We start from the raw sequence: 13,522 nt of genomic DNA, 5'->3' as shown, positions 1-13,522 counted from the left end.
TAAAAAAGCCACCCGGAGGTGGCTATACTAAATGAATTGATTTGACAGAATTACTTCCCTTCTGGGATCACCTCGCCAAACTCATCCGTTGCTTGTACATTGAAAATGTCTTCAACACAGATTTCGTAATCACCTTTGCCCCAAGCACTGTAGGCAGTTTGGTAACCAGCAAGCTTACACTTAAAGCTATGATTGCCTGGCGTGTTGGCATCCCAACCCCAGTCTTTATCCCAGTAAACTTGTAATGCGCCCGAGCCGCTAGTATCAAAGGCTTTCATATCAGCACAATCAAGTTTCTCACCTGTGATATCTAAGTTTAGGTAGTTAGCAATTTCTTTGTAGTAAGCAATACGCGCTTTCGCTTGGTTGGTTGTTGAACCTTTACCACATTCAAAGGCACCGTTGATGATTTGAATGGTTGAACCAAAGCCATGCTCAATACCTGCAGCTTTATCAGCGGCGTTTGGCTGCCAAGTGCCATCAATGACGTGTAACATGCTTGGCTTAGGTGGTTGTGGGTAAACGTAGAAGAACACTGCTGACGCTAAGTTCAGCCAAGTATCTGCCACTAACTCTGGATTTTTCAGTAGTACCATCTTGTCGCCAAACATGGCTTCAGAGAATGGACCATAGTTATAGTTCCAGCTTAACTGTTTAGCACCACGACCAAAGTAGCTCTTGTTTTGGCAAGGCCATCTTTCACCCGCCCAGCCAGTACACTTGTTGTAAGGACCAGTGGTATCGGTTTCTGATTTATACATCTCACGAACGTAGTACAAACCTTGACGCCATTCAGGGTTACCTTTCGCGCCTTCCCAGTTTGGTGCATGAGCGCCCGTTTCTTGCACAAAGTGAGCAAACATAGTGACTAATGAACGCTTACAAATATCGTCTGAGTCTCGACCGTCTTCATAAGTACGACAGAACGCGGGGAACTTAGCGATTGCTTGTAAGAAGCGTTGGTAAGTGTAGTTTTCATGGCGAATAGGGAAGAGGAACTCCCAATCAGCTTCACTGACAATGGCTTCAGCACGGCGTACGTTGTCAGGGTTAGCGGCACGTAGCGGTACAACAGCCTCTACTAGCTCATTATCTAAAGTTTGTGTATCAGCGCGAACTAAATCAAACAGCGCAGAAGAGGTTAATGCCGTTTCACGCGCTTCTAATTGCGCACGGGGGATCAAGTAGCCACCTTTACCATCTTCCAGTACCGTCAGCTCATTTGGGTCAACTGGAGTAGGAGTTGGGGTTGGCGTAGGTGCAATAGTTGGAACGGGTGTTGGAATAGGAGTTGGCTTAGGTGGTAATGGTAAGTTGTACTTAGTGGCAGCCCAGAACTCAACATCATAGGCAGATTGTGCATTTGCAATTGCTTGACTATCTTCTGGTGTTTCAATACAAGCTTTTACACCCAACACATTACTACACAGAACAAGTTCATTTTGTGGACCACAACCGGAAAAATGGTAACCGTACACCCAGTTATCGCCACATAACTCAGGCTCTTTTGTTGGTGTGGGTGTTATCTCAGGTGTTGGTGTTGGAGTAGGCTCCGGCGTTACTTCTGCAGTTGGGGTCGGCGTTGGTGTTACATCACCACAACTCGCCTCATCCCAAAACCAGCTGCCACTGCGTGGGTTTTCCCAAGTACCAGGGTTGTTTTTGGCGACATAGCAACTTTGGTTAAACATCACTAAATCGCCATTGGCAACTTTTGTCTTGCCCGGGATCCACTTAATAATATTGCTTGGCTCGCCAGTCGGCACTGGCGTAACAACCGGTGTTGGCTCAGGTGTTACGACAGGTGTGGGTTGTGTAGTTGGCACAGGTGTGACAACGGGCGTTGGTTTAGGCGTCGGGGCGATGGTTGGTTGTACATCACCACAGCTTGCAGCGGTCCAAAACCAAGTAGAAGTAGCCGTAGGCGTTTCCCAAGAGCCGGGGTTATTTTTAGCCACATAACAAGCGTCTTTATAAATGACTAAATCGCCATTACTTACTTTGGTTTTACCGGGTTGCCAAGTTGTTGGCGTCGCAGCTTGTGCTTGGGCAGACACACCCATCACCAGCGCAGCGATCAGGCTGAGTTTCATGCTCATTTCAATCATCCTTGAACAAATTAATAATAAAAAAATCGGCAAATACTATTACCGACCTTAATGTTAGCAATCATTAGATGAATATAATTTGAGCTACCTCTATTTATCCTTACTTTTACAGCGGACAAAATCCACTAATCTAAAGCTAAACCCTACTTGAACTTAAGTTCGCTAAGAATTAATCGAAATTCCACCATGAGTAAAATGTTTGCTAATAAAACAAAGGGTAGCGAAATATTGTATAAAGTGCGCATTCCGAATTTCGCATCTTGAGGTTGCTTGAGTATATCTATAAATTCTCGCTCAACCCACATGCCACGCCAGATGCCCAAGCCCATTGAAAGTTGAACCCTCCGAGCCAACCACTAACGTCAACCACCTCACCAATAAAATACAAACCGGCTACTTTTTTAGTCGACATATCTTTAGAAGACAGTTCGTTAGTATCAACGCCGCCCAAAGTAACCTCCGCAGTGCGATAACCTTCGGTGCCATTCATCAGCAATGGCCAACGGGTTAGGGTTTGACCAAGCCGCGCCCATTCACTGTGACTAATTTGGTTTAACGGGCTGTCAGCAAATTTTTGCTGAGCTAACCAAGTTTCAGCAAAACGTTTTACTAAGAATCGGCTTAAGGCATTTTTTAAGCTGAGCTTAGGTTGCTGCTCACGTAATTCGTTTAATGTGGCAGCAACATCTAACTCAGGTAACAGATTAATATAAATAGGCTCGCCAGCCTGCCAATAAGAAGATATTTGCAGCATTACCGGGCCAGATAAACCACGATGGGTTAGCAGCATGTCTTCTTTAAACTCTACCCCTGATACCGAGCTGACCGCCACCGGCATACTGATCCCCGATAACGGTTCAAGTAGGGTTTTATCGCCCTGGTGCCAAGTGAAAGGAACCAAGCCAGCGCTAGTTGGTAGGACTTTTAAACCAAACTGCTCGGCAATTTTATAACCAAATGGTGTCGCGCCTAATTTCGGCATTGATAAACCGCCAGTCGCCACGACCAGAGAATCACATTGATACTCGCCAGCACTGGTGACTAGCTGAAAGCCTTGATCCAACTTGTTAATTTTAGTTATTTCAGTTTTCAGCTGAATTTGTACGCCAGCCCAGTCGCACTCTGTTAATAACACGTCAAGAATATCTTTAGCAGAGTTTAACGCGAATAATTGCCCGTGCTTACGCTGTTCAAACGCGACCCCATGACGCTCAACTAATTCAATAAATTGACTTGAGGGATAGCGGGCTAAAGCAGATTTAACAAAATGTGGATTTTGACAGAGGAAATTACTTGGATCTACCTTAGTGTTGGTAAAATTACACTTACCGCCACCACTAATAAGGATTTTACGGCCCGCTTTTTTCGCGTTATCAAGCACCAGCACTTGTTTACCACGATACCCTGCTGTGGCGGCGCACATAAGCCCCGCAGCACCTGCGCCGATGATGATGACGTCAACTTTTTGCACTACTTTTCCTACTCTTAGAATTCAGCTAAGGGCAACAAGATATTACCCTACGCTGATTTTACTTGGCTAGCGTAAAGAGTGCGAGCTTTAAGGTGACAACCCTCTAATAGAAGGTGGATAGGATAAGCCGTTGTAATACTAAAAATCGACGTCATTTATTTAGTAAGGCACGTTACTATTCTTTAGGCTCGGCTGGGCTAAGGGCCTTGATTGCTTCACGGATCAAGCCAACACCTTCTTTGATTATGATGGCGCCAAGGGCAACCAATTTCACGCAGGCATAAATAAAGACGACAACGACCACTACTTTGATACACGCTTGAAAAATTTGGTAAAACTCAATGTTAACTTGATTAGAAAGTTGCTCAGAACCGGCCATTAGCCAGTTAAACATTTCATTCATAAAAGGCACTTTGGCCGGCATTGAAATAATGGCTAACGCACTAGGTAACACATAAAAGATAATTAAAGCGCCCAGAGCAATCAAAACCGCTCCCACAGCAGTGCTTAACATTAGGCCTAACTTTTGATTATTTGTTTGCATAGCTCACTCGAATACATGTAATTTTAGAAAAATGTGACGCAAAGTATCCACACCACAGCCATAAATGAAAGTAGAAAAGCTAAAAAATCAGATCGCGCCAAATAGTTAGCGAAAAATATCATCCAATGCGAGCCTTACTATTAATGCTCAAGAGGATTGAATATTAAGTGCTGCTCCTTGCCATCCAGCCTTTCAATATAAAAATAGTCTCAAACAAGACTCCGGCGTAAGTTTGATAAAATATAATTAAACTTGCAGAAAGTTCCTTCAAAATACGTAAAACCTTGCAGCCCCCTAGCGTCGATGAGGCACTGAATACGATTTTTTTAACAAAAAAATGACTGTATTTTAAGAGAGGAAGTCAAAGGGATTTTGAGAAATATTGGCTACTTTTTTAGCTGTTATTTTATCTATAACAGTCAAATAAAATAGACTAAAAATGCTATACTTTCAATGGCTTTACTTATGTCAAGAGCAACAGCTTGAGAGCTAATAAAAATGGAGTCAATCATTTTTTCAAAAAAACGTGCTCGAAAGCAAAAAAAAACTTGCTCAATGTCTAAATTTAATTAATTATTGCAATAACTTAAATCAGGTGTGCCATAATGAGTATGCTGTAATTTAAGCCAACCCTAATTTTGGAGAAAAACAATGAAACGCAATCTAATGATCCTTGCTGGTGCCGCTATGACTTTAACTCTAGCTGGTTGTTCTAACACTGCTCTAGAGAATAACGTTGCAGAATTAAGCAGCAAAGTTGATCAACTAACTACTGAAGTTAGCTCACTAAAAGATCAACAAATGACACTAGCTAATGATGTAAATGATGCTAAAGCAGCAGCAATGGACGCAAGCAGCGAAGCTATGCGCGCTAACGACCGTATCGACAACATCGCAACTACTTACAAGAAGTAATAATAGCGTTGTTTACAGCTAGCATCATCAGGTGCTAGCTGATATTCCTTTCCTTGGGTACCTCTTTATTAATTCGACTTTTTCATCTGCTAAACTTCTTAACCAATTCGATAGTCCAATTTCTTTAGCAAATCTCAATATTTCAAAAAAATCAGCAACTACAACGTAATAGCAAACTTATAGTCAGTGTTAAACACTCGAGAGAAACTTTTTGCTACCCTTCGAGCGAACATGGCTTTAGTTAGCAAAACGGCCTACTAAGGTAGACCGTTAGATATAATCAATGATGACTAAATCGATTACAATTCAAAGTCCATTTCTTCAGTCGCTTGCTCTTCCCATGCGCGACCCACTAGATTCGGCAAACCATTCATGGTCTTAAAAATACTTTCTAAAGCTGCTTGATCGCCATTGTGCTCTGCAACAAAATTCATCACGCTATCGGTCATAGTCAATTTTGGTGACGGCTGTCCTTCATACTTAGATAAAGGTGAATGAACTTCTATTAACACATCACCATTGGGCTCTACAGACTGCTTGATCGGCTCATTGATAATTCGAACTTGCTCTCCTCGCTCCACTTGATGAAACAACCATTCAATATTGGCAGGTTCAAGACGGATACAACCGGCACTTACGCGCATACCTATACCAAAATCTTTGTTAGTACCGTGGATCAAATACTCCCCATGGCCATAAGCAAGACGCATCGCATACTCACCGAGTGGGTTTTCAGGCCCAGCAGGAACGACAACCGGTAAAGGCTCCCCTTTGGCGGCATACTCTGCCCGCGTGGTCGCGGTTGGCGTCCACGTTGGGTTAGCGCGTTTGCTACTTACCTTCGTCATCATCACCGGCGTTTCACGGCCAACACGGCCAATACCAATTGGGAATACGGTCACCTCTTTACCATTAGGGTGGAAAAAATATAACCGTAATTCAGGTAAATTAATCACGATGCCTTGGTACTCGACTTCAGGCAGTAACATTAACGTAGGGATTACTAATCGCATACCCGGTGTTGGCACAAAGGGATCCGCAGCTGGGTTAGCATCCATTAGCTCCAGTAACCCTACCCCATAAAGCAAACCAATTTCGTGTAAGTTTTCACCTTTCGCCACCGTGTGTGTCTGAAGCTGTCCGATCAAACGTCCACCATCATCGGGTAGAGAATAAATATTTGCCCATGAGGCTGGAGTGATAAACAACAAAAACAAAAGACTTAACAGTAATTTCATGACACACCGAGCAATAGAAAAACAGAGTTTCATTATAGCGATACCCGCGCTTGATCTCGATGCTTTTATCCGCTGGATGACAGGCCATTTATCGAAGTCACTTGCACCTATAACACACTCCTTCTATCATCCCCTGCTTAAATTGAGTAGAAGGTTGTTTATGTCCGTATTAACTGTGTTTCAAGCTGAATTAGTGGTGTCTGTGGTTGAGTTAGTGCTGAGTCAGCGCATGGCTACAGATCGCGCCTACGCTAAGTTTTTTGCAGGGCAATCTCTTAGCGCGATGCAGAAAGCGCAAGTGACGACATCGACCGGCGATATTTTACGCAGGCTTAATCTATTTTGTTTTCTTGCTGATGTACCACTTGAGCAAGCCCATGAAAACGGAGCAAAGCTGATTGCAGCGTGGCACTTACTGCAAGGCTATGAACAGCCGTTACTGCATAAGCGCGCGGTTTTATCCCCCCTCGAATTTAACGACAGACTACTCCAAGCCAAAGCAACGCCACTATTATGGCAAGGCTGTCCAACTTGGTTAGATGAGTTAGGCGCTAGCCAATTAGGTGAGCAATGGCCAAAAGAGCGTGCTGCACTTGCCGAACGAGCACGACGCTATATTCGGGTTAACGAACTAAAAACGACGCGTGAAGATTTATTGGGCGATTTAATTAAGCAAGGCATTAATGCTGAGCCCGTCACAAACGTTGCTACAGCAATACAAATCAATGATCAAGCATCACTGTTTAGCAGCAACGCTTATCAGCAAGGTTGGTTTGAACAACAAGATGCCGGCTCTCAATGTGTAGTACAAGCACTTGATGTAAAGCCCGGCATGACAGTATTTGATACTTGTGCCGGTACTGGTGGTAAAACCCTGCAACTAGCAGCCATGATGCGCGGTAAAGGCCGCTTGGTCGCCATGGATATAGAGCAATGGAAACTAGACAAATTACAACTACGAGCCAAGCGCGCAGGCGCATTTAATATTGAGACCCGCTTAATTGAAAGTAGCAAAACCATTAAACGCCGTAAGCTCAGCGCGGATCGATTGTTACTTGATGTTCCTTGCTCGGGGCTCGGCGTGTTAAAACGTAAACCCATGGCCAAATGGCATGATACTGCTGAGCGTTTAGACGCATTGACTCAATTACAGGCAGATATTTTACAGCGCTACAGCCAGTTACTCAAAGTGAGCGGGATTATGATTTACGCTACTTGCTCTATTTTGCCGCAAGAAAATGGTGACCAAGTGCGTCAGTTCTTAGCTAATAATTCCAATTTCTTATTACTCGAAGATCAGACAATTAGCCCGTCTGAAACCGGGTTTGATGGGTTTTATTGGGCTAAAATCGTGCGTATCGACGCATAGCACGATAGCTATTGCGGCTAAGGCTTGAGCAAAAAATAGCTTAAGCCTACCACCCTTGATAAACTAGACAGCCGTTCATTCTGGTTTTTACTCATGCATACCGACGAAACACTTGCTGAAACCCGTAAAGGGGTATTTTTTGCCCTATTTGCCTACATCTTTTGGGGGATAGCGCCTATTTATTTTAAGTCCCTTGCTCCTGTTCCAGCTTACGAAGTATTGAGCCATCGCGTTATTTGGTCTTGCCTATTGTTATTTATAGTAGTGATATCGTTTGGTTATACGCGCCGCCTTATTACTGCCCTGCGCACGCCTAAAACCTTGCTCTATTTAACCCTGAGCTCGATTTTGATCGGCGTTAACTGGTTTGTATTTATTTGGTCAGTTAATCATGACCGCATGCTTGAAGCCAGTTTGGGATATTTCATTAATCCCTTAGTTAATGTGTTAATTGGGATGATTTTCTTACATGAAAGGCTAAGAAGAAATCAGTATATAGCTGTCGCCCTAGCTATTACTGGGGTATTGGTACAATTGATCAGTTTTGGCTCACTGCCTTGGATCGCTTTGGTGTTGGCGTTTAGCTTTGGCAGTTATGGTTTAATTAGAAAACAACTGCAAATAGATGCGATCACTGGCCTGTTACTTGAAACCTTAGTTTTGCTGCCTGTTGCTTTGATTTATTTATTCTTATTCGCCAATTCAAGCAGTTCAAATTTAAGCCAAAATGGGCTAAATTTAAATATTCTGCTGCTTGCTGCAGGAGCAATCACCACCATACCACTACTGTTTTTTGCCGGGGCAGCCAAGCGACTTAAACTTTCAACGTTGGGTTTCTTTCAATACATCGGCCCTTCATTGATGTTTATTCTCGCCGTCTTTGTTTACGATGAGCACTTTAACCTAGACACGTTAATGACCTTTGCCTTCATTTGGGCTGCGCTCATTATTTTTAGTTTTGATGGCTTACATCAGCATAAGCAAAGTAAAAGAGCAAAACTCAGCCCTTAACTTTTGCCTGCCAACTCGCCAACCAACTCAGATTGGCGATTTGTTTAGCAGGGGGAAAAGGCTGTTCTAGCCAGCGTTGCAATAGCTCAGGATCTTGTTGTTGAATAATTAATTCAAGCACATGTAAGTTTTCTTCCTCACTTAAGCCGACCATAACGCCTGACGCATCAGCGGCCTGTTGCAACAACAAAATTAGCCCTTTCACGTGCGCAATAGAATGATATTCTGTCAAACTATCTAGGATATCAATTATCTCTAAACGACGGTTTGGCTGCGCTAAATAATGCCGGAACAATAATTCACCAATGGCATGAAATGTGCCCTTTTCACTGATGGATATTTGCTCTTTAAGCCAAATATCCATCAATTCATGAAACCCTAGCTGCAGCTCTAATGTCCGCTCAGCTTGCTGATAAGCGGCCACTACTGCGTCTACCTGGTCTAGGTTGTGGTTTTGGTATGTTTCTATATCTGTTGCATTTAAAGCTAAAGCCCGATACCAAACCTTATTCAACGGCTGATTGATTTGCTGCCTTAAATTACTGGCATATCCGAGCGCTTGTTGCTGGAATAAAAATTCAGCTAAGCGCATAATTTGTAGCTCTTTCTGCTCAGTTTCTGCGATGTTAGCAATGTTAACTGAAGCATCAAGTAACGCCTGCTCTTGCCATTGCCTCTGAGTTAAATTCGGCCACTGCGTTTTGAGTTGAAATAACTCAGCTTGAGCTTGTACAATCGGCTCGCTGATTTTTTGCTGCTGGATCTCTGCTAGATTAAAGAAGCCATGGCGCACCAAAGCGGCACTGTAATTAAAATAAAGCGTGTCTTGCTTAAGTTGCCAGAGGTCAGATAACCCGAGTAAGTCAGGGATATAACTGGTACTACTGGCAATGTTAAAATAGGCAGCCATACAGTTCTGCTGCATTTTCTTGTTAGTATTGCCACTGAGTAATAGGCTGATCCGCTCCAACCAGCGATGGTTATCTTCCACTAACGACTGCCAAGCTAAAACTTCATAAGCTTGGCATAAAGATGTCGTATTAGATTCGGTTTCCATCAGCTGCTTTAGCGTCGAATAAAAAGCCATTTTTTGCCGCTCACTGCCTTGCTCTCGCATCACGGGTGCCAGCTTGAGTAAATATTCTAAGCGCTCATATTCAGCTTGCTGTTGGATCAGCTTAAGCGCTTCTGATAAATAATCAGGCTGTAACGGATTCTGAGTTTTAGGCACTAGCTGATTATATTTAGCTTGCAGCAAGCTCACATCTAGCCTGGTGTTTTGCATTAAACCTGCGTACACCTGTGACTCTGGGAACTGACGTTTCAATTTTGAAATATCGCTGAGGGCTTGCTCGTAGTGGTACTTTTTTTTTGCGGTTTGCTCTACTTGCTCGGCAAGCTTTATGTGTTCCAATGCACGATTTAATCGCTGCGAAGCGAGCCCCTCAACGTCTAAACAAGCGAGCACTAAACCGACAACCAGAATAAATGCGCACCAGTAATAAAGGTATTTTTTCATTTTGAAGCTGGAGTAAATTTAACAGCCTTTTGTGGCAAGCTATAATCTTCCGGTAATTCTGGAAAATAGACTTTTAGTTCAGCAACATCTTTGAGTGCGTTACTGTCAATAAACATCCAATCACTATTATCTTCTCGAATAGCAAATAAATAGCTATCTGTATTAACCTTTCCTTGCTCACTTTTTAATTCAAGGTGAGTGCTTAATACAATCAATTCCTTATCTTTTGCAGCAAAATATTCTAGCGGCTTTCCGATGGTTAAATCTGAAATGACGACTCCTTCCTCATTGAGTAGGCGAACGGCTTCATAGGCAATTTTTGCAGCCATGCTTGGCCCACCTATTTTATTGACCATAGCAGGATAGCTAAGGGCGATAACTTGCTCATAATCCTCTGATAAGGTAGCAGATGAAAGAATATTTGCCCGCTGGCTAACTTGATGAGCAATGTCAGCAGGCACTGGCATTGCTAAGACAGGGCTAATCATTGAGAAAAAAACTAATAAAAACTTATACATTAATCCTATTCCTTGGCGGATTTTTTGATTAGTTAACTTGAGTGGGCGCTCATGTATAAAATCAAAGGGCTTAAAACTAATTTCCATGCCAGCTCTATGTCCGCATTAAATCTTGGATCATGGCTTTTAACTGCTTTTATCAAAGCTTCTAGCCACAATACATACATATTAGCAGGCACGTCCAACTGCGACGGCCCATGAACATCAGCATACTTTTTGATTGCTTCTGTCTCGATGCGTGTACTCGCAAAGTCCATTGCCAAATACAAAGAGCGCTGCAACATTAATTTCTGCTTCGATAAATCTATCTCACGAAACATTTCTGCCACAGCCGGAGATGAAGCAATAAATAATTCATAAAAAAGGCTGAAGAAAGCATCACCTTGATCACCACGGTAAATGATCCGCTCATAACTGTCGTTGAATATTTGGTCAAAATTCTTCATCATAAGTTCCTTTATATTATGACTAACTAAGATAAAGAACTCATCACATATCACCAAACTAAGCTTACATAATATGTTAAGTGAGGCATGCTATCGGGTTATTTTTTCTTTATAAAGTGGTAACCCGGTGCAGTCGTTGACCACACTTTCTTTTCTTTATCTTGATACCCTGCAACCTGTTGAAAAAACTGATCTGAATAAAGCGTATAAGTGATTTTCACATGAGTTGAGCCGCGATAATCGAGATGGCAGTTATGACTTTCGGTTCCGCCAACAAATTGCTTTAGCTCTTTTTCATAATTGAAAATGATATCGCAACCCTGCTGCATGGTTAATTGCTGCAAGGTAAGCTTATCGAGTAACTGAGGCTGATAATAGGCCCCGGTAAAATCGATAGGCTGAGGGGTGGTATAGGTATGTAGCCTTATCAAACCATTGGGCTGATCGATTAATTGCATAATGCGTTGCTGATAAGGCAATACACCACGCTGGTTTTTTATTTGCTCAACATAAAACCAGACGCCGTCTGTTCGGGTATGCCAAAACCGCCTCACTAGAAATTGCAGTGACTCAAAAGTAGAATCTTTAGTTGCCTGATTGGCATTAGAGTATTCTCCTTCAAACCAATCTGTCATTAACTCAAGTTGCATTGAAAAAGCCCACAACGGCGCACTAAACAAAGAAAAAAGGCAAAATATCAATTTATTCATAGTACATCCTTGGGCAGAGCATTGGCGAAATTATATTAGCCAGTAACATACGTCCGCATTGCGGTGTAATCAGCCTGTAAAGCATCCAATCATAGGGTACAATAATCTTAATTTTAACCAATGGGTGAACGATGGAAAAGGTATATTTAGGATGGGTATTCGTTGCTTTAGGTTGTTTAGCGCTGATCCCCGTCTGCTATTATATTTTTATTGCTGTTAAGAGTCGAAACTGGCCTAAACGAATGGCAATGATTACTTACAACAGCTTGGCGGTAAAAAAAGCGGGCTACTGGGAAGGTCGCTCACGACTTGGCGGAGATTTGATTAAGTACCGTTACAACGTTGAGCGTGTAGACTATGAAAATAGCCAAATAACCGCAGCCGATTTGATCGTTAAGTTGATGGTTGCAAGTGATGAGTTACTGGCAAAGTTTCCAGAGAAGGAAATGCTAGAGATTGCTTATAACCCAAACAAGCCTCAGCAATCATTACTGATTACAGGGTTAACCAAATGGAATTTTTTGCCTATGGTGACGATAGGCATCTTCATTGCAGTGGGCATCGCCCTCATTATTGGTAAAATATAGGAAGGTTAAATTTAAATGGATGATATGAAAAACTTTATACCTGGCTATGGCAGTGAATCAAACGTGGCTAGGTTACTAATGCTGATGTCGCTGTTCCTTGTCATTGTACCTGGCATTATTGCAGCCAAAACTGCTCGCTTAAGCTTTAGCGGTGAGGTCACTATGGCGAATGTTATCGAAGTAAACCAAGTGAGCTTTGTAGACGAAGCCACTAATGAAAAATTTACGGACAATATTCCTAAGGTTGAGTTTACGGCACTTAATGGTAAAACATATCAAGTGGATTTATTGCCTTACCTAGTACCACCTAAAGTAGGTGAGCAGGTTGAAGTTGTTTACTTGATATCGGATCCAAATACAGCACTGCCAAATGCATTTAATCGCGGTCCACTGTACATCAGTATTTTTTTTATGGCCTTGGGCCTAATTCTATTCTTACGCTCTGCAAAAATGATGAGAAAGCGCTACTAACAATCCAATAGATGCTTGCAGTTTAAATATTGCAGGCCTCACCTTCAACTCAGCGGATTTCACCAACATCCTTACTGAACTACCAACATAAAGTTAAGTCGCCTGTAGGCCATATCGTTTCATACCAGCACTCATCATATAAAGTCTAATAAGTTATATAAGCAGCCACTTAGGCATGGTAATGTCTATTGCCTCGGATCGTTTATTGTTTCCCAAGGTACTAGTGTTTGATCCTGCTGTACCAAGAACAGAAGCGCCGATTATTGACCTCGAAGAAGCTGAGTTGACCATTGAAAAAGTGATTAAACCACAAAGCCTACCGCCCTCGGTGCATGAGTACCTTAACCCGAGGGTGAGAACCAGCTATTATTTTGAGCATGATAAAAAATAAACCACTTTCGGGTGGTTTTTTGTTTTGTTTGATGTGAGTTTTTTCTTCAAACGTAAAAAAGCCCGACTCTTTCGAATCGGGCTTTCTACTGCTCACTATGAGCCTAATTGGCGCTTGGCGGTGTCCTACTCTCACATGGGGAAACCCCACACTACCATCGGCGCTGCTGCGTTTCACTTCTGAGTTCGGCATGGATTCAGGTGGTTCCACAGCGCTATTGCCGC

General features: G+C 42.6%; 14 protein-coding genes and 1 rRNA gene. 6 read left to right on the top strand and 9 right to left on the bottom strand.

Going from position 1 to position 13,522, the window contains the following annotated elements; genetic code table 11:
- Positions 1-50: 50 nt before the first annotated feature.
- The 3 genes from K6Y31_RS22405 to K6Y31_RS19170 form a co-directional block, all read right to left on the bottom strand.
- Positions 51-2,099 (bottom strand): chitinase, encoded by a 2,049-nt coding sequence (locus K6Y31_RS22405; RefSeq protein ID WP_282560212.1) that lies wholly within the window; start codon positions 2,097-2,099, stop codon positions 51-53.
- Positions 2,100-2,388: 289 nt separating this feature from the next.
- The gene (locus K6Y31_RS19175; protein ID WP_233054654.1) at positions 2,389-3,579 is read right to left on the bottom strand and encodes a BaiN/RdsA family NAD(P)/FAD-dependent oxidoreductase; all 1,191 of its coding nucleotides are present in this window, start codon (positions 3,577-3,579) and stop codon (positions 2,389-2,391) included.
- A 175-nt stretch (positions 3,580-3,754) separates the two neighbouring features.
- A complete protein-coding gene (locus tag K6Y31_RS19170; RefSeq protein ID WP_233054653.1) occupies positions 3,755-4,123 on the bottom strand; it encodes a hypothetical protein in 369 nt (122 codons plus the stop codon).
- A 651-nt stretch (positions 4,124-4,774) separates the two neighbouring features.
- Between K6Y31_RS19170 and K6Y31_RS19165 the strand changes: the two genes are divergently transcribed.
- Complete coding sequence (locus tag K6Y31_RS19165) at positions 4,775-5,038, top strand: Lpp/OprI family alanine-zipper lipoprotein (RefSeq protein WP_233054652.1); 264 nt, start codon at positions 4,775-4,777, stop codon at positions 5,036-5,038.
- A gap of 299 nt (positions 5,039-5,337) precedes the next feature.
- Here the strand turns inward: K6Y31_RS19165 and K6Y31_RS19160 are convergent, their stop codons facing one another.
- On the bottom strand, positions 5,338-6,276 hold the full coding sequence (locus tag K6Y31_RS19160) for a L,D-transpeptidase family protein (protein WP_233054651.1): 939 nt from the start codon (positions 6,274-6,276) through the stop codon (positions 5,338-5,340).
- Between the two features lie 154 nt (positions 6,277-6,430).
- On the opposite strand from K6Y31_RS19160, the gene K6Y31_RS19155 reads away from it, so the two are divergent.
- Both K6Y31_RS19155 and rarD read left to right on the top strand, forming a co-directional pair.
- Positions 6,431-7,645 carry an RsmB/NOP family class I SAM-dependent RNA methyltransferase gene (locus K6Y31_RS19155; protein ID WP_427901920.1) on the top strand — a complete coding sequence of 405 codons (1,215 nt, stop codon included), beginning with the start codon at positions 6,431-6,433 and terminating at the stop codon, positions 7,643-7,645.
- Between the two features lie 93 nt (positions 7,646-7,738).
- Positions 7,739-8,656, top strand: a complete 918-nt coding sequence (gene rarD, locus K6Y31_RS19150) for an EamA family transporter RarD (RefSeq protein ID WP_233054649.1) — start codon at positions 7,739-7,741, stop codon at positions 8,654-8,656.
- Here the strand turns inward: rarD and K6Y31_RS19145 are convergent.
- The 4 genes from K6Y31_RS19145 to K6Y31_RS19130 all read right to left on the bottom strand — a co-directional run bounded on the left by K6Y31_RS19145 (position 8,646) and on the right by K6Y31_RS19130 (position 11,849).
- Entirely contained in the window at positions 8,646-10,175 is a 1,530-nt protein-coding gene (locus K6Y31_RS19145) for a hypothetical protein (RefSeq protein WP_233054648.1), read from the bottom strand. The two genes, rarD and K6Y31_RS19145, sit on opposite strands and share 11 nt — an antisense overlap.
- Complete coding sequence (locus tag K6Y31_RS19140; RefSeq protein ID WP_233054647.1) at positions 10,172-10,780, bottom strand: hypothetical protein; 609 nt, start codon at positions 10,778-10,780, stop codon at positions 10,172-10,174. Before K6Y31_RS19140 ends, K6Y31_RS19145 begins: the two co-directional genes overlap by 4 nt.
- Entirely contained in the window at positions 10,726-11,142 is a 417-nt protein-coding gene (locus tag K6Y31_RS19135) for a globin (RefSeq protein ID WP_233054645.1), read from the bottom strand. The genes K6Y31_RS19140 and K6Y31_RS19135 overlap by 55 nt, the downstream gene beginning before the upstream one ends.
- 95 nt (positions 11,143-11,237) lie before the next feature.
- On the bottom strand, positions 11,238-11,849 hold the full coding sequence (locus K6Y31_RS19130) for a chromophore lyase CpcT/CpeT (protein ID WP_233054643.1): 612 nt from the start codon (positions 11,847-11,849) through the stop codon (positions 11,238-11,240).
- A 131-nt stretch (positions 11,850-11,980) separates the two neighbouring features.
- Here K6Y31_RS19130 and K6Y31_RS19125 point away from each other — a divergent pair, with 131 nt between their 5' ends.
- The 3 genes from K6Y31_RS19125 (at position 11,981) to K6Y31_RS19115 (ending at position 13,298) form a co-directional block, all read left to right on the top strand.
- Positions 11,981-12,436 (top strand): DUF3592 domain-containing protein, encoded by a 456-nt coding sequence (locus K6Y31_RS19125; protein WP_233054641.1) that lies wholly within the window; start codon positions 11,981-11,983, stop codon positions 12,434-12,436.
- Between the two features lie 15 nt (positions 12,437-12,451).
- Entirely contained in the window at positions 12,452-12,907 is a 456-nt protein-coding gene (locus K6Y31_RS19120) for a DUF3592 domain-containing protein (RefSeq protein ID WP_233054640.1), read from the top strand.
- A 181-nt stretch (positions 12,908-13,088) separates the two neighbouring features.
- Complete coding sequence (locus K6Y31_RS19115) at positions 13,089-13,298, top strand: hypothetical protein (RefSeq protein WP_233054639.1); 210 nt, start codon at positions 13,089-13,091, stop codon at positions 13,296-13,298.
- A gap of 112 nt (positions 13,299-13,410) precedes the next feature.
- Here the strand turns inward: K6Y31_RS19115 and rrf are convergent.
- Positions 13,411-13,522: ribosomal RNA gene (gene rrf, locus K6Y31_RS19110) — 5S ribosomal RNA — on the bottom strand; the annotation flags it as partial.

It is taken from the genome of Motilimonas cestriensis, from assembly GCF_021295315.1.
In the GTDB taxonomy this organism is placed as follows: domain Bacteria; phylum Pseudomonadota; class Gammaproteobacteria; order Enterobacterales; family CBDFNC01; genus Motilimonas; species Motilimonas cestriensis.
Note: the sequence above shows the minus strand (reverse complement) of the source record. Positions and strands in the feature narration are given on the sequence as shown.